The organism is Enterococcus sp. (assembly GCF_022711995.1).
Classification (GTDB): domain Bacteria; phylum Bacillota; class Bacilli; order Lactobacillales; family Enterococcaceae; genus Enterococcus_D.
The window spans coordinates 25,811-51,662 of record NZ_JALAHI010000075.1 but is presented as its reverse complement, the minus strand read 5'-3'; the positions used below and the strand labels follow the sequence as shown (position 1 = coordinate 51,662).

Sequence of the window (25,852 nt, the reverse complement as noted above, 5' to 3'; positions counted from 1 at the left end):
TAATTTAGCCCTTTTTTGAATAGATAACAAGGAATTTTTTTGAAGAACAAAAAGGAAAATTTTAGCAACTTTTCAATGCGTTCGGTTTTCCCTACAATCGGATAATGCTATAATTGAATGGATTGAGAAAGAAAGGATGGTTAAAACCATGTCATCCAAAAGTGAATTACTTGCGAACATGAACCCACGGCAAAAAGAGGCCGTGATGCAGACAGAAGGACCTCTATTGCTGATGGCCGGAGCCGGTAGTGGCAAAACGCGGGTCTTGACCCACCGAATCGCTTATTTGATTGAAGAAAAAAATGTCAATCCTTGGAATATCCTTGCCATTACTTTTACTAACAAAGCGGCAAGAGAAATGAAAGAACGGGTGAATCAGCTGCTGGGATCTGGCGGAGAAGACGTCTGGGTCTCGACGTTTCACTCGATGTGTGTCCGGATTTTACGAAGAGACGTTGATCGGATCGGCTACTCGAAAAACTTTACGATCATTGATTCCTCTGAACAAAATACGTTAATGAAACGAGTTTTAAAAGAGTTAAATATCGATCCTAAAAAATACGATCCTCGGTCTATCTTGGGAGCCATTTCCAATGCGAAAAATGAATTGTTGACACCGGCAGATTATGAAAATCAGCAAGGTAGTTTATTTGAGCAGATCGTGGGTCGTTGTTACGCACTTTACCAAAAGGAATTGAGAAACAATCAGTGTATGGATTTTGACGATTTGATCATGAATACCATTCGCTTATTTAAGGAAAATGAAGATGCACTGCAGTTCTATCAACGGAAATTCCACTATATTCATGTGGACGAATACCAAGATACCAACCATGCACAATACACCCTCGTTAATTTATTAGCGGCTCGCTTCAAAAATCTTTGTGTGGTTGGGGATGCGGACCAAAGTATTTACGGTTGGCGGGGTGCCAACATGCAGAATATTTTAGATTTTGAAAAAGATTATCCTGATACAGCGGTGATTTTGTTGGAACAAAATTATCGCTCCACACAGACAATTTTGAATGCGGCGAATCAGGTCATCAAAAATAACCGTAACCGTCCAGATAAAAACTTATGGACGGAAAATACAGCTGGTGAAAAAATCACTTACTATCGCGGCGACAGTGAACGGGATGAAGCACGGTTTATCGTCAGTGAAATGCAAAAACAGATCGCGGATAAAGGTCGAAAATATGGCGATTTTGCTGTCTTGTATCGGACCAATGCCCAATCTCGGGTGATTGAAGAGATGTTGTTGAAAGCAAATGTCCCTTATACAATGGTGGGGGGACGCAAATTCTATGATCGGAAAGAAATCCGAGATATCTTAGCGTACCTTTCGGCAATAGCCAATCCTAGTGACTCCCTCAGTTTGGAGCGAATCATCAATGTGCCTAAACGTGGTATCGGAGCGACTTCTGTTGAGAAACTTCGAGAGTTTGCTTCTCTTCATGAATGGTCGCTACTGGAAGCAGCGATGAATGTCGATTTAGCCAATATCTCAGGAAAAGCTGGGAAAGAGCTAGGTAGTTTTGGGGTGATGATGGATCAGTTTGCCCAAATGATTCCTTATTTATCAGTAACAGAACTAACCAAAGAAATTTTGGATAAAACCGGATATAAACAAGAGCTGATCAATCAAAACAATCTTGAATCTCAGTCCCGATTAGAAAACTTGGAAGAATTCCTGACGGTTACACAAGAGTTTGACAAACGCTTCGAAGCACAAAATGAAGATGATGCCGATGCACCGGAGGAAAAATTGAGTATCTTTCTTAACGATCTCGCATTGCTGTCAGACGTTGACTCCTATGAAGAAGAAAGCAGTCAAGTAACATTAATGACATTGCATGCGGCTAAAGGGTTGGAATTTCCGGTGGTCTTTTTAATCGGATTAGAGGAGAATATTTTCCCATTGTCTCGAGCCCTGATGGAAGAAAGCGAATTGGAAGAAGAACGTCGCTTAGCCTATGTGGGTATTACCCGTGCGGAAGAAGAATTATTCTTGACGAATGCATTTTCTCGAACCCTTTATGGGCGTACACAGTATAATCGGCCTTCTCGCTTTGTCGAAGAGATCGAGCAAGATCTCTTGCAGTCTTTAGGAGAAAGAAGCCAACCAAAGAAAGCAGCGACACCGTTTCAACCTAAAGTCTTCAAACCAACCTATACACAGCCCCGCCAAACCACTGTGTCGTCGAAACAAACCACGACGGCAGCGGGAAATCAATGGCAAGTGGGGGAAAAAGTCAATCATAAAAAATGGGGTATCGGTACGATCGTTCGAACCACTGGAGCAGCACAAGATCTTGAATTAGATGTTGCTTTTCCCCAACAAGGAGTAAAACGGCTGCTAGCTGCCTTTGCTCCAATCGAAAAACTATAAGGAGGAATCGAAATGGCTGTGCCATCAACTGAAGCGCAACAACGAGCGGAAGAATTAAGAACCACTTTGAATCAATATGCTTATGAGTATTACGTGAAGGATCAGCCGTCTGTCGAAGATTATGTCTATGATCAGCTTTACAAAGAACTGGTTCAATTAGAAACGGATTACCCTCAGCTGGTAACAGAAGATTCTCCAACGCAGCGGGTCGGCGGAATTGTGTTACCAGGATTTGAAAAAGTCGTTCACGATATTCCTTTATACAGTTTAAACGATGTTTTTGATAAGGAAGAAATCATTGCCTTTGATGCCCGGGTGCAAAAAGCTCTTGGCCGCGCAGTGGATTATGTCTGTGAATTAAAAATCGATGGGTTATCGATCTCGTTGAAATATGAGAATGGCCGGTTTGTCCGTGGCGCCACCCGGGGTGACGGAACAGTCGGAGAAAATATCACCGAAAACTTAAAGACAGTCAAATCGATTCCATTAAAGCTGAAAGAACCAGTCTCACTTGAAGTCCGGGGCGAGTGTTATATGCCAAAAGCCTCCTTTATTCGTTTAAACCAAGCACGAGAAGAAGAAGGACAAGAAGTTTTTGCCAATCCGCGAAATGCGGCTGCCGGGAGTTTGCGGCAATTAGATACGCGTATTGCTGCCAGCCGGAATTTAAGTACATTTTTATATACACTGGCAGATTTCGGCCCGATTGAGGCGCACGATCAATTCTCAGCGCTTGATGAATTGGACAGCTTAGGATTTCGCACAAATCATGAACGACGGTTATGCCGCACCATCGATGAAGTCTGGGCCTACATCGAAGAATTTCACGAGAAACGCAGTGAACTGCCTTATGAAATCGATGGTGTTGTCATCAAAGTCAATGCTTTTTCTGATCAAGATGCCTTGGGCTTTACTGTCAAAGCGCCTCGCTGGGCGGCTGCCTATAAATTTCCCCCAGAAGAAGCAGAAACAATCATTGAAGATATTGAATGGACTGTTGGCCGAACCGGAGTGGTGACACCAACTGCGGTCATGACACCGGTTCGAGTGGCTGGAACAACCGTGAGTCGTGCCAGCTTGCATAATGTCGACTATATTCGTACGAAAGACATTCGCTTGAATGATTCTGTGATTATCTATAAAGCAGGCGACATCATTCCAGAAGTAGCAAATGTATTGACAGACAAGCGACCAGCCGACAGTGAACCTTATCCGATTCCTACCCACTGTCCTATCTGTGACAGTGAATTGGTCCATTTAGATGAAGAAGTAGCATTACGCTGTATCAATCCGAAGTGTCCTGCACAAATGAAAGAAGGATTGAGTCATTTTGTCTCTCGGAATGCGATGAATATTGAAGGGTTAGGGCCACGAGTCCTTGAACAAATGTATGAAAAACATTTAGTGGCCGATGTGGCAGACTTGTATTATTTGACAGAAGAACAATTATTGACATTAGACAAAATCAAAGAAAAGTCAGCCAATAATATCTTGTCAGCCATTGAAGCCAGCAAAGAAAATTCCGTTGAACGCTTGATTTTTGGTTTAGGGATTCGTCATGTGGGGTCCAAAGCAGCAAAAATTCTGGCGGAGCATTATCGCAATTTGCGTAATCTAAGCAAAGCGGACGAAGAAGAAATCGTTTCTTTAGATACGATTGGACAAACCATTGCGGATAGTGTCGTCACTTATTTCCAAAATGAAGAAGTCCATGATCTTTTGGATGAGTTGGAGAATGCCGGAGTCAATTTCGATTATCTTGGTTTAAAAAATGAGGAGCTGGCCGCTGTTGACTCACCTTTTAAAGACAAGACCGTTGTCTTAACAGGAAAGTTGACGCATTTTACTCGGGAAGAAGCAAAAGAGAAAATCGAGAACCTTGGCGGCAAAGTAACAGGAAGTGTCTCGAAGAAAACGGATATCGTCGTAGCAGGAGAAGACGCCGGCAGTAAGTTGACCAAAGCGCAAAGCTTAGGCATCACCGTTTGGGAAGAAAATCAAATGGTGGCAGCGATCGAAGGGAGCCATACCCATGAAGATTAAACACTTATTGATCGTTGCGATGTCGTTAAGTGTTTTATCTGGTTGTGGGAATCTCAATAAAGGAATCACGAATATCAACGAAGGAGAAGAAACGGCCAGTGGCAATATTACTACAGGTCGTGTCGATAATTCGGTCTATCAAGCGTTGATGACCGATGGTAAGTACCAGCCCAGCACTGCCAGAGGGTTAAATGCTGAGCAATTGAACAGTGGCTTCAATCAAGCCAATTTTGAGAATGGCTTGCTGAGGTTGTCCAAGAAGACTTTTTCTGTCGATACGTGTTACTTCCAAGAAGGTCAAAAAATCCCTGCCGATACCATCAAGAGTTGGTTGAAACGAGTGTCAGATGATAACCCGCAAGGATTAAATCCTGCAGGTTCCGATCAGCCGCTTATTTTCCAACAATTGATGGAGCAGGATTTTATTAAAGAAGATGGCAAAACATTAGCAGGGATCAGTCTGGGATTTGCCTTTAACACTGTCTACTATGGCAGTGAAAAGACCATCAATATCTCTCGTGATGAATGGATGGCAAACGCCCGAAAAACGGTCAATGCTGTTTTGACACAAGTCCGAAAAATCAAAGGCTTGGAGCAGGTGCCTATTGTGATCGGTTTGTTTGAACAAGCGCCGAAAGATGATATCGCCGGCGGCAATTATGTATATCACGCAGTGAGTCAAGATGGAGGAACGACCATTGATCAATACGAGGAAGTAGAAGAAGCACACATCACGTTGCCGGTAGCGTCCGGAGATACCAATGATGCTACCGACGATGGTTTGGACAATAAATTCAAAACATTTCGTGATGCCATTCTCGGTTTCTTCCCCGACTTGAGTGGTGTGACCGGCAATGCCTATTATGTAGATGGCCAACTGCAAAAACTTGTGTTGAAAATCGAATCAAACTACTATAGTAGAACAGAGCTGACAAGTTTTACTCAGTACAGTGCCAAGCAAGTCGAAACAGTCTTTAAAGATGTTCCCGGTGAGATTGAAGTTCAGGTGGGCTCTTTAGGAAATCCGCAAGCTTTTATTTCCCGTAAGGATGGACAAGAGAAAATCGAGACCTACATTTTCAATTAAGTATGATAATTTTCAAAATGTATTTCATGATTGGCCGGAAAAGTGATACAATACATTGGAAAAACGTAAACGTATTTTTATGGATGCGAGAAAGAGGAGGATTTTATGGCGATAAGCGAAGAACAAGTCAAACACGTTGCCAAACTAGCAAAACTATCATTCTCAGATGATGAACTACATGAGTTTACCTCTCAGTTAGGGAAAATTATTGATATGGTAGAAACCTTAGAAGAAGTGGATACAGAAGGTGTACCATTTACATCAAACGTTGCGGAAACGATCAATGTGATGCGGGAAGATGTCGCAACTGAAGGCTGGGATCGTCAAGAATTAATGCGCAATGTACCGGAATCAGAAGATGGTTTCATTAAAGTACCAGCAATTATCGATAATGGGGAGGCCGGTGCGTAATGACAGAATTAGTAAGTAAAAGCTTAGAAGAACTCCATAACCTACTTGTCTCCAAAGAAATTTCTGCTGTCGATTTGACAACAGAAACTTTTGAGCGTATCAGAGTAACTGAACCAAAAGTGGATTCATTTATTACTTTAAATGAAACAAAAGCCTTAGAATTAGCCAAAGCCCTTGATGAAAAAGGCATTTCTGAAAGCAATGTTTTAGCAGGAATTCCAATTGGGATCAAAGACAATATCGTAACGAAAAATCTATTGACGACAGCTGCATCAAAAATCTTGGCTAACTTCGATCCGATATATAATGCAACAGTTATGGAAAAAGTCTACCAAGCAGATATGATACCTGTGGGTAAATTGAACATGGATGAATTTGCCATGGGTGCAAGTACGGAAACTTCTTACTTTAAAAAAACCAAGAATGCCTGGGATCATACCAAAGTTCCTGGCGGTTCTTCAGGTGGTTCTGCTGCTGCAGTAGCTGCTGGACAAGTACCAGTTTCACTTGGTAGTGATACTGGGGGTTCGATTCGCCAACCTGCTTCCTTCAATGGAATCGTCGGCATGAAACCAACTTACGGTCGCGTTTCACGTTTTGGTCTGATTGCATTTGCTTCTTCATTGGATCAAATTGGTCCAATGACCCGCACAGTCAAAGATAATGCTTTGGCACTGTCAGCCATTAGTGGATTTGATGCCAAAGACAGCACATCAGCTGGTGTTGCGGTACCAGATTTTGCGGCAGGATTGACCGGTGATATCAAAGGCATGAAAGTAGCATTACCTAAAGAATACATGGGTGATGGGATTCAGCCGGGGGTTCGTGAAGCGGTATTGAAAGCGGCAGAGACCTTCCGTGCATTAGGTGCAACAGTTGAAGAAGTCAGCTTGCCTCATTCTAAATATGGCGTTTCTGTCTACTATATTATTGCTTCTTCTGAAGCAAGTTCGAACTTGCAGCGTTTTGACGGGATCCGTTATGGCTACCGTTCAGAAAATGTCAAAAATCTAGACGATGTCTATGTCAACTCTCGCAGCGAAGGCTTCGGAGAAGAAGTAAAACGTCGAATCATGCTTGGAACATTCTCATTAAGTGCTGGTTATTACGATGCTTACTTCAAAAAGGCCGGACAAGTCCGTACATTGATCAAACAAGACTTTGATAAAGTGTTTGCGGAGTATGATTTGATCATTGGCCCTGCGTCGCCAACCGTTGCTTTTGGGTTGGGAGAAAACATCAACGACCCAATCACGATGTATATGAATGACATCTTAACAATCCCAGTTAATTTGGCTGGCTTACCAGGAATGTCTATTCCAGCAGGATTCTCTGAAGGATTACCAGTTGGGTTGCAAATCATCGGGAAACATTTTGATGAAGCAACGATGTATCAAGCGGCTTATGCGTTTGAACAAGCAACTGATTTTCATACGAAAAAACCAGTGATTTTAGGAGGGAATAACGCATGAACTTCGAAACAGTCATTGGGCTTGAAGTCCACGTAGAATTAAAAACCAACTCAAAAATCTTTTCACCGGCACCCGCACATTTTGGTGCCGAACCAAACAGCAATACAAATGTGATCGACTGGGGCTATCCTGGAGTCTTGCCAGTGATGAATAAAGCGGCACTAGAGTTTGGGATGAAAGCAGCACTTGCGTTGAACTGTGAAATTTCAAAAGATACTCACTTTGACCGCAAAAACTATTTCTATCCAGATAATCCGAAAGCTTATCAAATTTCACAATTTGATCAACCCATCGGTCATGATGGCTGGATCGAGATCGAAGTAGCAGGCAAAAAGAAAAAAATTCGTATCGAACGGGTCCATCTTGAAGAAGATGCCGGAAAAAATATGCACGGCATCGGCGGCTATTCCTACGTCGATTTGAATCGTCAAGGAACACCGTTGATCGAGATCGTTTCTGAAGCAGATATGCGTTCCCCAGAAGAAGCTTATGCTTATCTGGAAGCTTTACGCTCGATCATCCAATTTACCGAAGTCTCTGATGTTAAGATGGAAGAGGGCTCTATGCGTTGTGATGCCAATATCTCTTTGCGTCCTTATGGTCAAGAAGCATTTGGTACGAAAACCGAATTGAAAAACCTAAACTCCATGTCCTTTGTTAAAAAAGGCTTGGCATTTGAAGAAAAACGTCAAGCAAAAGTATTGCTTTCTGGTGGTGAGATCCAACAAGAAACCCGTCGTTTTGATGAGACCACCAATAAGACAATCTTGATGCGGGTCAAAGAAGGTTCTTCTGATTACCGTTATTTCCCAGAACCAGATATTCCTAAATTTGTCATTGATGATGAATGGATCGAACGGGTTCGTCAAACATTGCCGGAATTACCGCAAAAACGTCGCCAACGGTACATCAACGAGCTTGGGTTGCCGGAATACGACGCGATGGTCTTGACACTGACCAAGGAAATGTCCGACTTCTTTGAAGCAACCATCGATGCAGGAGCAGATCCAAAACAAGCCTCTAACTGGCTAATGGGAGAAGTTTCTGCCTACTTAAACAGCGAAAAATTAGAACTAGAAGAAACAAAATTAACGCCGGACAACCTTGCAGGAATGATCCAGCTGATTGCGGATGGAACAATCAGTTCGAAGATTGCTAAAAAAGTCTTTAAAGAGTTGATCACCAATGGTGGCGATGCAAAAGAAGTTGTCAAAGCCAAAGGATTGATCCAACTATCCGATCCAGCACAACTGCTGCCGATGATCAATGAAGTTTTGGATAAGAATCAACAATCTGTTGATGACTTTAAAAACGGAAAAGATCGAGCGGTTGGTTTCCTAGTTGGACAAATCATGAAAGCAACAAAAGGGCAAGCCAACCCAGGTGTGGTAAATAAATTACTCCAAGAAGAATTGGCAAAACGATAAGAGGCGAAATATGAAAAGAGCCAGAGTCATTTATAATCCGACATCAGGAAAAGAACTGATTCGCAAACAGCTTGCCGATATATTGGAAGTGTTGGAAAAAGCCGGCTATGAAGCTAGTGCTTTTGCCACCACTCCAGCACCATTTTCTGCTCGTGATGAAGCGAATCGAGCTGGGAAAGCAGGATTTGATCTTGTTGTTGCAGCTGGAGGAGACGGAACGATCAACGAAGTAGTCAACGGGATTGCTCCGCTAAAAAAACGTCCTAAGATGGCGATCATACCCGGCGGTACTACCAATGACTATGCCCGAGCACTGAAAATTCCCAGAAACGATGTCAAAGCGGCAGCAGAGGTCATTCTAAAAAGACAAACGATCAACATGGATATTGGAAAAACGGATCGGGATTACTTTATCAATATCGCTGCCGGTGGGCACTTGACTGAACTAACCTATGATGTCCCTTCAGAATTGAAGAGTGTGTTTGGTTACTTGGCTTATCTCGTCAAAGGGGCGGAATTATTGCCGCGGGTCAAGCCAATCAAGATGCACTTTAAGTATGATGACGGAGAATATATTGGTGGTGCTTCTATGTTCTTTCTAGGATTGACCAATTCAGTGGGTGGTTTTGAACAAATCGCCCCCGATGCGAAACTTGACGATGGGAAATTTTCGTTGATTATTGTAAAAACAGCGAATATCTTTGAAATCGTTCATCTGATCGCATTGATGATGAACGGCGGCAAACATATCAATGATCGCCGCCTGATCTATACCAAGACGTCTAAGTTGGAAGTGGATGCCCCCGAGGCAAAAGATCGGTTGATGATCAATTTAGACGGTGAATACGGTGGCGATGCCCCGATGGTCTTTACCAACTTGCATAATCATATTGAATTTTTTGCTAATTTAGATCAAATTCCAGATGATGCAGTCGTTGGCGACTCTTATGAAGAAGTCAGTCAAGGCTTTATCAAAGAAGTGGAACGCTTAGCAGATGAAGATATCAATGGGGATGGACTTATCGGAGGCAAACAAGAAAATCAGTCATAAACCAAAAAGAACAAGAAGCCTAGCTTCCTGTTCTTTTTTGAAAAGGTGAAAAAATTGCTGATGTGGACAAATCAGCCATGATTTTTTTCGTAAAGGCTATTGGATCAATCTTTTCTATTTTTCCAGAAGCAAAGAAACAAGGGGGATGTTTCACATTTAACTCTTGTTTCACGAGGTATGTGGAGAAATAGTCACAACAACTTTAGGAAAAAGCGAATGAAATTCAATTTTTTAAAAAAAATTAGTCGAAAATCCATTTCTTTTGCTAGCAGAATTTTTTTTATGTTCGTAATTTGTCCTTCGATTAAAGAAATCCTACTATGCCAAATCGCTTTAGAATATGCTATAATAATGAAACTAAGAAATGGGGGAACTAGAATGGGGCATATTGATTCAGAAATGGCATTGAATCTGCTTTTAGAAGATGCCGAACGAATCAAACGATTGATTCGCAATCAAGAAAATAGTTTGTGTATTGCTCAATGTAAAGCATTTGAAGAAGTTGTTGATACACAAATGTATGGCTTGTCACGACAAGTTGCCTTTGCAACACGCTTGGGCATCGTAGACAATGCAGTGGGCCAACAATTGATGGCTGATTTGGAAAAAGACTTAAATCAATTGTATAGTGAAGTCTATGAAGAGAAAAAATCTACTGAAATTGGCAAGGAGGCATAATCTTGCCAGAAAAAGTTAAAAAAAGACACCTTTTAGATTATAGCATTCTATTGCCTTACCTTATTTTGTGCGTAACTGGTTTGATGATGGTTTACAGTTCAACCTCCTATGTGGCAATGACCGCAAATCCACCGTCGACTTCATTGTCCTATTTGATCAATCAAAGCATTTTTTGGGTTTTGAGTCTGATCATCATCACGGTCATGTATAAGATGAAGACAGATGTTTTTCGTAATAAGAAATTTGTCCAAATCGCCATGATCGTCATTTTCTTTCTGCTGATCGCTGCCTTTTTCTTTGAAAAAAGAAATGGGGCTTATGGCTGGCTCAAAATTGCTAGTTTTTCCGTTCAGCCAGCAGAATACTTGAAATTTATTATTATTTGGTTTTTGTCGGTGACATTTTCCTATCGGCAAGAAGGCATTCAAGAAGACTTTCGTGGCACTGTCCAACGGCCTATGCTGATCGTGTTGGCCTATACAGCAATCCTAGCTTTTTATCCGGACTTCGGAAATGCGGTGATTATTGTCATGCTGGCGTTTGTCGTTTTACTGTCTAGTGGATTGAATTATCTCTATACATTGATATTGGGGGGCGCAACAGTCGTTTTTGGTTCGCTGGCGGTGATGCTCGTCAATTTGACGGGAGGGAAATTCCTGCCTGAATATATCTACAATCGTTTTGCTATTTTCACGAATCCTTTTGCCGATGAATTTGATAAAGGGCATCAAATGGTCAATGGCTATTACGCCATGTTTAATGGTGGGTTATTTGGCCGCGGATTAGGAAATAGTATTCAAAAGCGGGGCTTCTTGAAAGAAGCGCATACCGATTATATTTTTTCGATCGTGATGGAAGAACTTGGTTTGATTCCTTCAATCATTTTATTAGGAATTCTTTTTTATATGGTAGGCAGAATGTTCTTGATTGGGATTCGCTCAAGAGATTCTTTTAACTCGATGATGTGCATCGGGATCGGGACATTGTTCATGTCACAGATTTTTATCAATTTAGGCGGGATCACTGGATTGATTCCGTTGACCGGGATTACCTTTCCATTTTTGAGTCAAGGTGGATCAAGTTTGTTAATGCTGTCGATTTGTGTCGGCTTTATTTTGAATATCAGTGCAGAAGAAAAGAGGAAACAATATAGTTTGAATTATTGATCAATGGAATGGAGTGGTATGATGAAAAAAGTATTAGTCGCTAATCGTGGAGAAATCGCGATTCGAGTTTTCCGTGCCTGTGCGGAGCTGGGCATCAAAACAGTAGGGATCTATGCTGCCGAAGATGAGTATTCCGTTCATCGGTTTAAAGCGGATGAAGCCTATCTTGTTGGTAAAGACAAGCGCCCTATCGAAGCCTATCTAGATATAGAAGACATTATTCGCACCGCGAAAAAATCCGGGGCAGAAGCGATTCATCCCGGTTACGGATTTTTATCCGAGAATTTAGCGTTTGCGCAACGCTGTGAAGAAGAGGGCTTGATTTTTATTGGTCCTTCAACACACCATCTGGATATTTTTGGCGATAAAATCAAAGCCAAGACGGCAGCCATCGAAGCCGGTATCCAATCCATTCCTGGTTCAGACGGACCAGTCGACACCATTGATGACGTTTTGCTCTTTGCTGAAACCCATGGGTATCCTGTGATGATCAAAGCAGCTTTAGGTGGAGGCGGCCGCGGCATGCGGGTCGCTCACAATGAAAAAGAGGCTCGTGACGGCTATGAACGGGCAAAAAGTGAAGCAAAAGCGGCATTTGGCAGCGATGAAGTCTATGTAGAAAAATATATCAGTAACCCAAAACATATCGAAGTGCAAATTTTAGGTGACAGCCATGGAAATGTCGTTCATTTATTTGAAAGAGACTGTTCGGTGCAACGACGCCATCAAAAAGTAGTAGAAGTGGCCCCTTGCGTGTCAATGGATGCTGCGCAACGGGAAAAAATTTGTCAGGCTGCGGTCCAACTGATGAAACATGTCGGTTATATCAATGCCGGAACTGTTGAATTTTTAGTTGAAGGAGACAACTTCTACTTCATTGAAGTGAATCCTCGGGTTCAAGTGGAACATACGATCACTGAAATGATCACCAACTTGGATATTGTAACGACACAACTTTTGATTGCCCAAGGGAAAGATTTGCACAAAGAAATCGGCATTCCTAAACAAGAGGATATCCATTTTGAAGGAGTGGCGATCCAGTGTCGTGTAACGTCGGAAGATCCAGCCAATAACTTTATGCCTGATACCGGAAAAATCGATACCTATCGTTCACCCGGTGGCTTTGGTGTACGGCTAGATGTCGGCAATGCCTATGCCGGTGCAGTGGTCACCCCTTATTTTGATTCACTGCTGGTAAAAGTGTGTACCCATGCCGCTTCTTTTGATCAAGCAATTCAAAAAATGATGCGTTGCTTGAAAGAATTTCGGGTTCGTGGGGTCAAAACCAATATTCTCTTTATGCGTAATGTAGTTTCCCATCCACAATTTCGTTCCGGAGAAGCGAAAACAACTTTTATCGATAATACACCAGAGTTGTTTGAGTTTCCTCGCATTCGCGACCGTGGCAATAAAACCATGAAATATATTGGTGAAATCACTATCAATGGCTTTCCAGGCATTGAAAAGCAGAAAAAACCATTCTACAACGAGCCAAGAATCCCTCAGCAGATCGAAACACTGCCTGATTTTGTTTCGGCAAAAACGATTTTGGATACACAAGGTGCTGATGGGGTCGTTCGCTGGATCAATCAGCAAAAGAATGTCTTACTGACCGATACGACTTTCCGTGATGCGCATCAAAGCTTACTCGCTACGCGTGTACGTACGCAAGACTTCAAAAAGATCGCTGCATTGACAGAAGAGGGGATTCCTCAATTGTTCTCCAGCGAAATGTGGGGGGGCGCTACTTTTGATGTCGCTTACCGCTTCCTAACAGAAGATCCATGGGAACGTCTGCGAATGTTCCGTAAGAAAATGCCAAATACATTATTACAAATGTTATTCCGCGGCTCCAATGCAGTGGGGTATTCCAACTATCCCGACAATGTACTCGAAGAGTTCATCAAAGAATCGGCAGCACAAGGAATTGATGTTTTCCGCATTTTCGATAGTTTGAATTGGATTCCGCAAATGGAAAAAAGTATTCAAGCGGTCCGAGATGCTGGCAAAATTGCGGAAGCTGCAATTTGTTATACAGGGGATATCAATGATCCTACCCGTCAAAAATACTCTATCGACTATTACAAAAATATGGCCAAAGAACTACAAAATCTCGGAGCGCACATTATTGCGATCAAAGATATGGCAGGATTGCTGAAACCACAAGCGGCGTATCGTTTGATTAGTGAATTGAAAGCCAGCATTGATGTACCGATCCATTTGCACACCCATGACACAAGTGGAAATGGTATTATTACTTACTCGGCTGCCACCAAAGCAGGGGTCGATATTGTCGATGTCGCGATGTCTGCTGTCAGTGGAGCGACTAGCCAGCCAAGTATGAGCAGCCTGTATTATGCATTAGTCAACGGTGCCCGCTGTCCAGAGATCAATGTCGATAACATCCAACAGTTGAACCATTATTGGGAAGACGTTCGTATGTATTATCATCCTTTCGAGAATGGATTGAATGCCCCACAGACAGAAGTATACAAACACGAAATGCCTGGTGGTCAATATTCCAATCTGCAGCAACAAGCAAAAGCAGTGGGACTTGGCGAAAAATGGGACGAAATTAAAGAAGTCTATCATGAAGTCAACATGATGTTTGGTGATATCGTTAAAGTGACGCCTTCATCCAAAGTGGTTGGGGATATGGCTCTTTTCATGGTTCAAAATGGGTTATCTGAACAAGATATCTATGAAAAAGGCGAAACATTAAGTTTCCCAGAATCAGTGGTCACATTCTTCCAAGGTGAACTAGGTCAACCAGTCGGTGGGTTTCCAAAAGAATTGCAACGAATCATTCTAAAAGGTCGTCCGGCGTTCACAGAACGTCCTGGAGCCTTTGCTGAACCGGTAGATTTTGAAAAAGTCAAAGCTGAATTAGCAGAAAAAATCGGCTATCAACCAAAACCAGAAGAAGTTTTGAGCTATTTGATGTATCCGCAAGTCTTCTTAGACTACCGCAAAGCGTATGAACAGTTTGCGGATGTCAAAGTCTTAGATACGCCAACCTTCTTTAACGGCATGCGTTTGGGTGAAACCATCAACGTGGAGCTTGAAAAAGGAAAAATCTTGATCATTCGCTTAGATGAAATCGGCGAACCAGATATTGAAGGCAATCGGACCCTATTCTTTAACTTGAATGGGCAACGTCGAGAGATCTTAGTCAAAGATCATTCAATCATCAGTTCGGTTCAAACGAAGCGCAAAGCTGAACCAACTAATAAAGAACAAATTGGCGCAACGATGTCGGGATCTGTCCTACAAGTCTTGGTTAAAAAGGGCGATCGCGTAGCGAAAGGACAAACCGTGCTGGTGACGGAAGCAATGAAGATGGAAACAGCGATCGAAGCGCGTTTTTCAGGTGTAGTAGAACATATTTATGTCACAGAAGGAGAAGCAATCCAATCTGGTGATTTGCTGATCGAAATCAAAGAGAAGTAGGAAGTAGGTCTTGAAGATGAAACGAAGAGGAGTATTATTTTGCTGCATGTTTATTTTGGCGCTTGTTCTCGTCTATTTGCAGCCGGTATTTTTTCAACCCGTTTCACATTCAAGACCTGTTCTTGATAATCCGGTGAAAGCACCGACCAACTTAAATTATGAACCTATCAAAGCCGATGGCTTAGCAAAAGCCATCGGTGAATCTCTTTCTGATTTTGAAGAAGAGTTTGGCTCTCCAATCAGAACCTATCGTACAGGATATGATTTTGAAGTTCGTGTGTATAATCATCTGGATGACCAGCAATATCTTGAAATCAATACCGACGGCGAAAGTGTTCAAGCCATCAAAGTGATTGGTCAAGGCGGCGCCTCATTAGCCCCATTTTCAATTGGAATGACTATGACGGATCTGACAGAGATCACGATGATCTACCCGAATTTCACATTGAAACAAAATGATCGCTCGGTTAGTTTTGAACTGATGGAACAAGATATGAACTATCGCCCATTAGTGGCATTTGATAATGGGACTTTTGCCGTTTTGTTTTTTGATCAAACCAATTCTGAATTAGTGGCTGTTGCTTACCTAGATCAGGCGACATTGCTGAAATTGTCACCGTATCAATTAACAGAAGGGGAACTGTTGACGTTTCAAGAGTCGCAAACTGTAGATCAGGAAACAGCAGACCTTGAAAAAGAAACACTGGCCTTTGTCATCATCGAAAAGGTACGGAATCAAAAGGGACTGGAAAGTATGGGAATGTCATTAGACACCCATAAAGAGGCAAAAGAGCTTGTTCAAGAAATTACGAATAACCTTTCGGATCATTTAACCTCACAACGGATTCATGCTTACCAAAAAGCGTTAACTTCAGAGCGTACCAGTAACTTCACGTTGACCCCAGAAGAGTGGCGAGACATTCTAAAAGAAAAAGAGATCGACACGACGTCAACGATCTTTGAAGCACCGGTCTATGATCCAACATTTACGATTCTTTCTTGGTACAGTGATCCTACGATCTATCCTGCGTTGTCCAATCAAACCCAGAAGATAGGAATTGCTTTTTCTAAAGAAAATATGGTAGTCTTAATCCAAGAAGACGAGAATGAACACACAGAGGATAGCACATCAGATGATTTATAATGACCATTTATATGCAATTGAAGACCAAATTGAACAATTAGTTGATCGTATCAAGGATTGTCAGCTATTTCACTCTTATTGCACCAACAAAGAAGTGATGTATCAAGACAAAGAAGTACAGGAATTAATTGATTCATTTGTACATAAAAAGGCTGATTTTGAGAAAATTGCTGCTTACGGTACTTTTGCCCCCGGGTATAAAGAGCAGCAGCGCGCTTTACGCAAAGCAAAAAGGGCGCTGGATCTGCATCCGACTGTCGGTGAATTTCGACACAGTGAGAATCAGCTGCAAACTTTGCTTGATGAGATCACTGTGTCAGTTGCTGATTGTTTCTCCGCAGAAATCAAAGTGGATGCGGGGAGTCCTTTTTTTCAAGCAAAATCAACATGTGGAGGAAGTTGTCATGCAAGAGGAGACGAAAGAAACATTTGAGATCCAAAAACGGCGAGGGTTGATCGTCTGGGTCTACAGTTTACGCCAACTAAAAAATTTACGCAGATTCGGATTTGTTCATTATGTGTCACGTAAAATGAAATATGTAGTCATGTATTTGAACGAAGAAGACTATGAAATGAAAAAAAATAAAATCGAACAATTTCATTTCGTTCGGCAAGTGGAACCTTCGTATCGCCCAGATGTCGAAATGAATTTTGCGGAAAAAATCGGTACCAATGCTGCATATCAAGTTAAGGACGATGGCTTTGATGTAGAAGAAAAAAATACGACGATTCGACTGGCAGAAAATGTATAACGAAAATCAGGGTGCCAATCGCACCCATTTTTGTTGCACAAAAAATGCCGACTGTCGGAAACAATGATTTTTGTAAAAGAAACTTTGGTACATTGGAGGAACGCTTATGCGTGTTGTTGCAGGAGAGTATCGCGGAAGAAAACTAAAGAGTTTGAGCGGGGACAATACCCGACCAACTACAGACAAAGTAAAAGAATCGATTTTCAATATGATTGGCCCATATTTAGATGGAGGGCAAGTGTTGGATTTGTTTGCAGGCAGTGGTGGACTAGCTATTGAAGCTGTCTCTCGGGGAGCTGAACACGCCATTTGTGTCGACCGCAGTTATCCAGCCATCAAGATCATACGGGAGAATATTGCCATCACAAAACAGCCTGAGAAATTTACTGTCTTAAAAATGGATGCCAAGCAAGCACTAAAAGAGTTTGCTGCAAATCAGCAGCAGTTTGATTATCTCTTTTTGGATCCCCCTTATGCCAAGCAAGAACTGGTTTTACAACTGGAACAAATGCTGGGAGATGGGATCTTGGCCCCTCAATCAGTGGTGGTCTGTGAGACGGCAAAAGAAGTCGATTTGCCGGAAACTGTTGGCACATTGGTCCAAAGTAGACGACAAATCTACGGCATTACTGCAGTCACGATCTATAGAAATGAGGGATAAGATGAAAAAAATAGCGTTATTTCCTGGCAGTTTTGATCCATTGACTGCAGGTCACGTCGATCTGATCGAAAGAGGTGCGCCGCTTTTTGACGAGTTGATCATTGGTGTTTTCGTAAATACCAATAAGGTCAATTTCTTTACTGGTGTGGAAAAAGTGGAACTGATCACTGAAGCACTGGCACACATTCCCAATGTACGAGTTGTGGCGCAAGAAACGGAATTGACCGTTACTGCCGCCAAAAAAATGGGGGCGCAATTTTTGCTGCGAGGGATCCGAAGTGTCAAAGATTATGAGTACGAACGGGATATCATGGAAATGAATCACCACTTGGATCCTACACTGGAAACAGTCTTTTTATTGGCAAATGCCAAATACAGTTATATTAGTTCTAGTCTCCTAAAAGAAATCCTGCATTTTGGCGGCGATGTGGAAGCCTATCTGCCACCGAATATCTACCAAGCAATCGTAAAGAAGCGTGATGTCCATGAATCTTAAATCAACCGTTAAATATACCTTATTACTTGTTTTAGCATTAATCATTGCCACCTGTGCCTTTTTACCAATCCCCTATTACATTGAACAGCCTGGGGCAACCATCAATTTGAAAGAACTGATTACAGTCAATGACCAAAAAGACCACCAAGACGGGTCCTTTTCTTTGACCAGTGTGGGGATTCGGCAGGCAACCGTCTTTACGGCAATTGGCAGTAAGTTTAATCAATTCCAAGACCTCGTTTCTGAGAAAGAACTTTTTGGCGGCGCCACCGATGAAGAATACAATCGGATCCAGCGTTATTACATGGAGTCCTCTCAAAATAGTGCCATTGAGCAAGCACTGAAACTGGCAGACATGCCCTACAAAATGAACTACAAAGGTGTCTATGTCATGGGGGTGGAATCTAATTCCAGCTTCAAAGGGAAAATTTCTGTTGGCGATACAGTAGTAGCTGTCAACGGCAAGCGCTTTGACAACAGCAAAGATTTTATTGATTATGTGCAAAGCCAAAAAGTGGGAGATAAGATCCAAGTAACCTACCTCCAAGATGACAAAGAAAAAGAGGCAACCGGTTCGCTGATTGAGCTTTCATCAAACAAAAAAGCCGGCATCGGCATCTCCTTAGTGGACCATACAGAAATCAGTTCAGATCAAGATATTGTCATTGATGCAGGAAATATTGGCGGCCCATCGGCTGGTCTGATGTTCACACTGGAAATCTATGAGCAATTAACACAAAAAGACCTGCGAAAAGGGCATAATATTGCCGGAACAGGGACGATATCCAGCGATGGAACAGTAGGTCGCATCGGAGGAATCGATAAAAAAGTAGCCAGCGCAAGCGAAAGTGGTGCTGAAATCTTTTTTGCTCCTGAAGATGAAATCACGAAGGAAGAAAAAGAAGTTGATCCGACGATCAAAACCAATTATCAAGAAGCGTTAGCAGCTGCCAAAAAACTTGGGACGGACATGAAAATCGTACCTGTCTCCAATGTTCAAGACGCATTAGATTACCTTAAAACCCTCAAATAACGGATTTATTGCCAAGAAAACGGAAGCACAAGCTCGTTGAGTAAAAGAGATTCGTCGTGTAGCCAGCGTGTAGCAAGGATGCGGCAGCGATTAAGGAATCTTGATTGCTAAAATCAACGAGGCGGTGCTTCTTTTTTGTCTGGATTTGTTTAATCAAGGTAGGCTGGATGTCAGCATTATGCTATACTTTTAATCAAGGAGTGTGAAGACTGTGGAAATCAAACGACAACAACCAATCGTCGAAGCGTATCATTTCGATTTGAAGCCCAAAGACAAAGAAATGGAAACCAAGTTGAATGTTGGCTTTGCGCCATTGAAGGTAGAAGACGAAGAGTATATGAAACAAAATAGTATTATTGGTGCCCGCTTGGAATTTCAGCTGGTTTTTCCTGAATATGTGCTATCCGGTCGGGTAGGTCAAGTCAATCATATCTTGAATCGACAAGTTCGTACAGGGGAAGATTTAAGTAAAGCAGAAACCGATCAATTGGTGGAACCATTATTTGATATCATCAAACGTTTAACCTATGAAGTCACTGAAATCATTACTGACAAACCTGGTCTGAAATTGAACTTCAATACCTCAGATGAAGCTTCAGAAAATCAAGATTAGACAAACAAAGAGGAGCAAAAAAATGTTTACGAACCAAATGCAGATTATGCTATATGTCGACGATGTGCCTAAATCTGTGGCATTTTGGCAATCATTGGATTTTGAAATCATTGATGAACAAACGGTAGATGGAACTTCCGTAGTGGAAATAGCGCCAAGCAAGGAATCAGCTGCCCGCTTTGTTCTTTATGACAAAGGCTTCATTGAAGCACATTCACCTGAAGTGGCGTTGAACTCACCATCAATCATGTTCTTTTCAGAAGACATTACAACACTTTATAAGAAATTATTAGCTACCAATGTAGAAGTTGGCGACTTGATTCAAATGGAAGAGCAAATGGTCTTTAATTTTGCCGATCCAGATGGAAATTACTTTGCTGTTTCCGGAAACTAAAAAAACATACTAAGATTAGAGGGTAGAGTCAGTGACGGCTGATTCTACCCTCTAATCTTAGTATGTTTTTATTTTCAATCAATTCATTCCCAAATAGGCTCATTTCTTCCCATGGGTAGCGATTGCTCCAGTGTCAAACGCTTCTTGCATCTCTTTTTTAAAATGGATCCATTGTTGACACAACCAATTCATCGTCTCGCTCCTTTAACTGCTTTCATTATAAGGAAAGGGCTAACTGTTGTAAAGTCATCTAGGCTTTTTTATAATAAAGAAAGAAGGGAATGAACCCAAATGAAAAAAATGGTATATGTCATTAGTGATATCCACGGGATGTATGATCTTTTTAAAAAACTTCTGCTGGATTACGATCCACAGCAACATCAGTTAGTCCTGATTGGCGACCTGAATGACCGGGGGCCAAGAAGTAAAGACTGTCTTTTATTGGGAAAACAATTGGTAGAAGAAACTGGAGCGATTTACTTGCGAGGCAATCATGAAGAATATTTTCTGCAATTTTTGAACGCCCCGGAAGACTGGTATCCAGCTTATGTGCGTAATGGTGGGAAAGAGACGATGGAAAGTCTTTTGCATCCTGGGGCGACCGAAGAGTATTCACCAACTGAAATTGCATTGATGATTCGCAGTCGCTATCCAGACTTAATTGAGTTTTTGCTGGCGCGGCCGCTTTCTTTTGAATGGCAAAAGTATCTTTTTGTTCATGCAGGGGTTGATTTGACAAAGAAGCATTGGCAGGATACTTCAGATCGCGATTTTATTTGGATTCGGGAGCCATTCCATACCGGAGAAAACCACACAGGAAAAACGATCGTTTTTGGCCATACGATCACACCGATGCTTCATGGGGATATGGAAACCACTGATTTGTGGATCCATGACAACAAGATTGGTATTGACGGTGGTGCAGTGTTTGGTGGTTCAGTGCATGGGGTGATTTTTGATGAGAATGGGATCTTACAGGATATCGAATATCAGAATATGAACGGTCCTTGGGTTCCAGACTTTTAAAAAACTTTTCTTGAAAAAAACTCAAAATACAAGGGAGATCAAGAGATCTTTCGCTGCTGAAAAATTGAAAAAGACTTCACGGACAAGATTCTTGTACAAATGAGTATTAACAGCGCCGGATGCCATTAATGCTGAAGGAAGTATGGGCTTCTTGCCGCTGACACACCTCTGTCTTCAGAGATCAGGTGATATTTGTTTCATTTACGACTCTTTTCCGGGTCGTCTTTTTTATGTTAAACTTAGGAGAGTACATTTGAGAGAGTACAATTGAAAGGTGAGCGAATATGGCAGAATTAAATCATGACGTCTTGCAATTATTCTTGCAAGAGACCACGTCTTACAATCAACGACAAATCACGAAAGTGTTGGAACTCCTTCACGAAGGAAACACGGTTCCTTTTATCGCTCGCTACCGCAAAGAAATGACTAGTGGTTTAGATGAGGTACAGATTCGTGAAATTGAAGAACGATACCAATACTTAGAAAACTTAGAGAAACGCAAACAAGAAGTGACTCGATTGATCGATGAGCAGGGGAAATTGACCAGTGAATTAGAACAAGCGATTCATCAAGCTGCAAAAATGCAACAGATAGAAGACCTGTACCGTCCTTACAAACAAAAACGCCGCACGAAAGCGACGATTGCAAAAGAAAATGGCTTACAACCATTGGCTGACTGGTTAGCTACTCTTCCAGCTGAAGGAGATGTCTATGCCAAAGCAGCAGAATATCTAAATGAAACGGTTCCGGATCCAGAGTCTGCTCTTCAAGGAGCTCATGAGATCCTTGCGGAAACGATCGGTGACGAGCCTAAGTATCGCTCATGGATCAGAAGCTACTTTGCCAATAAAGGAACTTATACGAGTACACTCCGTGATGCTGAAAAGGATGAAAAAGGTGTCTATGAAATGTATTATGATTTTCAGCATCCCATCAGCAAAATGGTTTCCCATCGGATTTTAGCTACCAACCGCGGCGAAAAAGAAGAGGTCCTGAAGGTTACCTTAGTGGTAGATGAAGCAAAGATCACTGATTATTTTGAACGGCAACTCATTAAGCACACAAATTCTCCAGCAGCGCCATTTGTTCGTGAAGCGTATCTTGATGCTTACAAACGATTTATTGCGCCAGCCATCGAACGAGAGATCCGTAATGAACTAACCGAGAAAGCAGATGAGCAAGCCATTGCTATTTTTGGCGAAAACTTGCGAAATCTTTTGCTGCAGCCACCACTGAAAGGAAAAATCGTTTTAGGCTTTGACCCTGCTTACCGGACAGGCTGTAAATTAGCGGTGATTGATGAGACTGGGAAAGTATTAGCCATTGAGGTCATTTATCCTCATAAGCCAGCACCAATGAATAAACGGCAAGCCGCTGGTCCTGCATTGCAACGCTTGATCAATCGGTACGGTGTTCAGATGATCGCGATTGGGAATGGTACAGCCAGCCGTGAATCTGAACAATTCGTCGCAGAACAGCTAAAACAAATCGATCACGAAGCATTTTATGTGATTGTGAATGAAGCCGGTGCTTCCGTGTATTCAGCTAGCACAATCGCTCGACAAGAATTCCCCGAGCTGCAAGTGGAAGAGCGCAGTGCCATCAGTATCGGCCGCCGTCTTCAGGATCCGTTAGCAGAACTAGTCAAAATCGATCCTCAATCCGTAGGAGTGGGGCAATACCAGCATGATGTTTCACAAAAACGATTGAGTGAACAACTTGATTTCGTGGTGGAAACTGCCGTCAACCAAGTAGGGGTCGATGTAAACACAGCAAGTCCGCAACTTTTGCAGCATGTTTCAGGATTGAACAAGACGACTGCACAAAATATCGTTGCTTTTAGAGAAGAAAATGGCAGCTTTACACAACGGAGCCAATTAAAGAAAGTCCCTCGCTTAGGACCAAAAGCTTATGAACAAGCGATCGGCTTTTTACGGATCCCTGGTGGGAAGAACATTTTAGATAATACGGGAATCCATCCGGAAAGCTATGGGGCAGCCAAAGAAATTTTAGCAGTCGCAGGAGTCAAGTTAGCGCAACTAGGAACGGAAACAACAGAAGTCAAAGAAAAATTAGCGCAATTAGATGTTGCTGATCTCGCACAGCAGCTCTCAATCGGGAAAGAAACGATTACGGATATTTTGAAATCTTTGATGCAGCCGGAAAGAGATATGCGGGATGAGATGCCGGCACCTTTGTTGCGTAAAGATGTTTTAAGTATGGATGACCTTAAACCCGGTATGGAATTAATGGGAACTGTGCGAAATGTGATCGACTTTGGTGCGTTTGTTGATATTGGGGTCAAGCAAGACGGGTTGGTCCATCTATCCAAATTAAGCCGCAGTTTTGTCAAACATCCGAAAGATGTCGTAGCAGTAGGGGATATCGTGACAGTATGGATCGAGCAAGTCGATACAGCAAAGGGGCGTATCAGCCTAACAATGGTTGATCCGACACAAGGAAAATGACGAACAGCGAATTGCAGCAACTCGTTGAAAAAATTTCACTTGAATCCTTTGGCAAACCGTTTCAGCATGAAGCGTATTTCAATGGGCGGCTCAAAACCACTGGCGGACGTTATCACTTAAAGGATCACCATTTAGATTTCAATCCATACTTACTGACCGAATATGGTAGTGAGACATTCATTAAGATCATCAAACACGAGTTGTGTCACTACCATCTGCATCTAGCTGGCAAAGGATACCAACATCGAGACCCAGAGTTCAAAGCACTGTTAGCAGCTACTGGTGGCCTCCGTTATGCACCAAGCATGATGAAAAATGTGAAGCATCAGTACCAGTGTCAACAATGTGGAGCCGTGATCAAGCGAACGAGACGGCTGAACGTTAAACGTTACGGCTGTGGAAAGTGTCGTGGTCTGTTGAAGGAAATAGCGAATTGAGCAAAATGTCAAGCCCAAAAACAAAACTCGTTGCTATTTTTTTCGTTTTGTATGATAATGTAGGACGTGCAACAAATCTAAACGCAATAAACATGCGTTTATTGTAATGTGAACTTGAGAAAAGAGGATTTTATAAAATGGAAAATCAAGACAAAGTATATCATTTTGTTGGAATCAAAGGTTCCGGCATGAGTTCATTGGCTTTGGTTCTGCATGAAAAGGGCTATCATGTACAAGGTTCAGATGTGGAAGAGTATTTCTTTACCCAGCGTGATTTAGAAAAAGCTGGCATCACATTGTTACCTTTCAATAAAGAAAATATTCAACCAGAAATGGTGATCATTCAAGGAAATGCTTTTCCAGATACCCACGAAGAAATTGTTCGTGCCAAAGAATTAGGGTTAGAAATTACGCGTTACCACGATTTTATTGGTAAATTCATTCAACCTTACACAAGTATTGCAGTCACTGGCTCCCATGGAAAAACCAGCACGACTGGATTATTGTCCCATGTATTGAGCGGTGTCCGTCCAACTAGTTTTCTGATTGGGGATGGAACGGGGCATGGAGACCCCAATGCAGAGTTCTTTTCCTTTGAAGCCTGTGAGTACCGTCGTCACTTTTTAGCTTATTCACCTGACTATGCGATTATGACGAATATCGACTTTGACCATCCCGATTATTATCAATCGATCGACGATGTTTTCTCAGCGTTTCAATCGATGGCTAAACAAGTCAAAAAAGGAATCTTTGCGTTTGGAGATGACGCTTATTTGAGAAAATTGGAAGCCGATGTTCCCATCTATTACTATGGCGTAAATGATGATGACGATGTGCAAGCAAAAAATATCCAACGGACCACGACAGGTTCTGAATTTGATGTGTTTATTCACAATGAAAATGTCGGTCATTTCGTTTTGCCGGCATTTGGTCAACACAATATCAATAACGCATTAGGTGTGATCGCTGTCGCATACAAAGAAGGCTTGGATATGGCAGAAGTTGCAGAAGAAATGTTGTCATTTCCTGGTGTTAAACGACGTTTCAGCGAAAAGAAAGTCGCAGATATGACCATCGTTGACGACTACGCTCATCATCCAGCTGAAATCAGAGCAACGATTGATGGCGCTCGTCAAAAATATCCGGAAAAAGAGATTATTGCTGTCTTTCAGCCCCATACCTTTACTCGGACGATTGCATTGATGGATGAATTTGCGGAAGCATTAGATTTAGCAGACAATGTGTATCTATGCGACATTTTCGGCTCTGCCCGGGAAGCCCGTGGCGATGTAAAAATTGAAGACTTAGGCAACAAGATTCAAAAAGGCGGACAAGTCATTAAAGAAGAGAACGTCTCACCATTACTAGACCATGAGAATGCTGTGATTATTTTCATGGGTGCCGGAGATGTTCAAAAATTTGAGTTGGCGTATGAAAAACTTTTAAGTAACACTACGCGAAACGTTTTATAACACTTGGAAACGAAGCGATGACATAAATTGAATCACCAAAGCAATGACAAAAGATGTTTGGGGAAAATGATGGTTAGACGTAATTTTCCCTTGTAATCTCAACAGCTCTAATAAGCTGTCTTGTGATTTCCACTGCTTGGGGTGAGTTGATACCTGTCAACGCTTTGTTTTTTATTTTTTTA

At 42.0% G+C, this 25,852-nt stretch carries 22 protein-coding genes; all 22 read left to right on the top strand.

Annotation, left to right across the window (positions count from 1 at the left end; all coding sequences use genetic code 11):
• The first annotated feature begins 148 nt into the window (after window positions 1-148).
• The 22 genes from pcrA to murC all read left to right on the top strand — a co-directional run bounded on the left by pcrA (window position 149) and on the right by murC (window position 25,670).
• Window positions 149-2,389: a DNA helicase PcrA gene (gene pcrA, locus Q0A12_RS07435; RefSeq protein ID WP_291292030.1), complete on the top strand. Its 2,241-nt coding sequence runs from the start codon at window positions 149-151 to the stop codon at window positions 2,387-2,389.
• Between the two features lie 12 nt (window positions 2,390-2,401).
• A complete protein-coding gene (gene ligA, locus Q0A12_RS07430) occupies window positions 2,402-4,432 on the top strand; it encodes an NAD-dependent DNA ligase LigA (RefSeq protein WP_291292029.1) in 2,031 nt (676 codons plus the stop codon).
• Window positions 4,422-5,519, top strand: a complete 1,098-nt coding sequence (locus tag Q0A12_RS07425) for a CamS family sex pheromone protein (protein WP_291292028.1) — start codon at window positions 4,422-4,424, stop codon at window positions 5,517-5,519. The genes ligA and Q0A12_RS07425 overlap by 11 nt, the downstream gene beginning before the upstream one ends.
• Window positions 5,520-5,624: 105 nt before the next feature.
• A complete protein-coding gene (gene gatC / locus Q0A12_RS07420; protein WP_291292027.1) occupies window positions 5,625-5,930 on the top strand; it encodes an Asp-tRNA(Asn)/Glu-tRNA(Gln) amidotransferase subunit GatC in 306 nt (101 codons plus the stop codon).
• Complete coding sequence (gene gatA, locus Q0A12_RS07415) at window positions 5,930-7,402, top strand: Asp-tRNA(Asn)/Glu-tRNA(Gln) amidotransferase subunit GatA (protein WP_291292026.1); 1,473 nt, start codon at window positions 5,930-5,932, stop codon at window positions 7,400-7,402. Before gatC ends, gatA begins: the two co-directional genes overlap by 1 nt.
• Window positions 7,399-8,829, top strand: a complete 1,431-nt coding sequence (gene gatB / locus Q0A12_RS07410; RefSeq protein ID WP_291292025.1) for an Asp-tRNA(Asn)/Glu-tRNA(Gln) amidotransferase subunit GatB — start codon at window positions 7,399-7,401, stop codon at window positions 8,827-8,829. The genes gatA and gatB overlap by 4 nt, the downstream gene beginning before the upstream one ends.
• Window positions 8,830-8,839: 10 nt before the next feature.
• Window positions 8,840-9,880, top strand: a complete 1,041-nt coding sequence (locus Q0A12_RS07405; RefSeq protein WP_291292024.1) for a diacylglycerol kinase — start codon at window positions 8,840-8,842, stop codon at window positions 9,878-9,880.
• Between the two features lie 378 nt (window positions 9,881-10,258).
• On the top strand, window positions 10,259-10,558 hold the full coding sequence (locus tag Q0A12_RS07400) for a YlaN family protein (RefSeq protein ID WP_291292023.1): 300 nt from the start codon (window positions 10,259-10,261) through the stop codon (window positions 10,556-10,558).
• A 2-nt stretch (window positions 10,559-10,560) separates the two neighbouring features.
• A complete protein-coding gene (locus Q0A12_RS07395; RefSeq protein WP_291292022.1) occupies window positions 10,561-11,724 on the top strand; it encodes an FtsW/RodA/SpoVE family cell cycle protein in 1,164 nt (387 codons plus the stop codon).
• A gap of 21 nt (window positions 11,725-11,745) precedes the next feature.
• Window positions 11,746-15,174, top strand: coding sequence for a pyruvate carboxylase (locus Q0A12_RS07390; RefSeq protein ID WP_291292021.1), 3,429 nt, complete (start codon window positions 11,746-11,748; stop codon window positions 15,172-15,174).
• A gap of 16 nt (window positions 15,175-15,190) precedes the next feature.
• Entirely contained in the window at window positions 15,191-16,318 is a 1,128-nt protein-coding gene (locus Q0A12_RS07385) for a CAP-associated domain-containing protein (protein ID WP_291292020.1), read from the top strand.
• Complete coding sequence (locus Q0A12_RS07380) at window positions 16,308-16,751, top strand: YlbF family regulator (protein ID WP_291292019.1); 444 nt, start codon at window positions 16,308-16,310, stop codon at window positions 16,749-16,751. Before Q0A12_RS07385 ends, Q0A12_RS07380 begins: the two co-directional genes overlap by 11 nt.
• On the top strand, window positions 16,723-17,070 hold the full coding sequence (locus tag Q0A12_RS07375; protein WP_291292018.1) for a YlbG family protein: 348 nt from the start codon (window positions 16,723-16,725) through the stop codon (window positions 17,068-17,070). Before Q0A12_RS07380 ends, Q0A12_RS07375 begins: the two co-directional genes overlap by 29 nt.
• A 106-nt stretch (window positions 17,071-17,176) precedes the next feature.
• A complete protein-coding gene (gene rsmD / locus Q0A12_RS07370; protein ID WP_291292017.1) occupies window positions 17,177-17,731 on the top strand; it encodes a 16S rRNA (guanine(966)-N(2))-methyltransferase RsmD in 555 nt (184 codons plus the stop codon).
• A gap of 1 nt (window position 17,732) precedes the next feature.
• On the top strand, window positions 17,733-18,227 hold the full coding sequence (coaD, locus tag Q0A12_RS07365) for a pantetheine-phosphate adenylyltransferase (RefSeq protein WP_291292016.1): 495 nt from the start codon (window positions 17,733-17,735) through the stop codon (window positions 18,225-18,227).
• The gene (locus Q0A12_RS07360) at window positions 18,217-19,260 is read left to right on the top strand and encodes a SepM family pheromone-processing serine protease (protein ID WP_291292015.1); all 1,044 of its coding nucleotides are present in this window, start codon (window positions 18,217-18,219) and stop codon (window positions 19,258-19,260) included. Before coaD ends, Q0A12_RS07360 begins: the two co-directional genes overlap by 11 nt.
• A gap of 211 nt (window positions 19,261-19,471) precedes the next feature.
• Entirely contained in the window at window positions 19,472-19,873 is a 402-nt protein-coding gene (locus Q0A12_RS07355) for a DUF1149 family protein (RefSeq protein ID WP_291292014.1), read from the top strand.
• Window positions 19,874-19,895: 22 nt separating this feature from the next.
• Window positions 19,896-20,267, top strand: coding sequence for a VOC family protein (locus Q0A12_RS07350; RefSeq protein ID WP_291292013.1), 372 nt, complete (start codon window positions 19,896-19,898; stop codon window positions 20,265-20,267).
• Between the two features lie 291 nt (window positions 20,268-20,558).
• Window positions 20,559-21,293 (top strand): metallophosphoesterase family protein, encoded by a 735-nt coding sequence (locus Q0A12_RS07345; RefSeq protein WP_291292012.1) that lies wholly within the window; start codon window positions 20,559-20,561, stop codon window positions 21,291-21,293.
• A 284-nt stretch (window positions 21,294-21,577) separates the two neighbouring features.
• The gene (locus Q0A12_RS07340) at window positions 21,578-23,761 is read left to right on the top strand and encodes a Tex family protein (RefSeq protein WP_291292011.1); all 2,184 of its coding nucleotides are present in this window, start codon (window positions 21,578-21,580) and stop codon (window positions 23,759-23,761) included.
• Window positions 23,758-24,198: a SprT family protein gene (locus Q0A12_RS07335; RefSeq protein ID WP_291292010.1), complete on the top strand. Its 441-nt coding sequence runs from the start codon at window positions 23,758-23,760 to the stop codon at window positions 24,196-24,198. The genes Q0A12_RS07340 and Q0A12_RS07335 overlap by 4 nt, the downstream gene beginning before the upstream one ends.
• Window positions 24,199-24,335: 137 nt before the next feature.
• Window positions 24,336-25,670: a UDP-N-acetylmuramate--L-alanine ligase gene (gene murC / locus Q0A12_RS07330; RefSeq protein ID WP_291292009.1), complete on the top strand. Its 1,335-nt coding sequence runs from the start codon at window positions 24,336-24,338 to the stop codon at window positions 25,668-25,670.
• Window positions 25,671-25,852 lie beyond the last annotated feature (182 nt).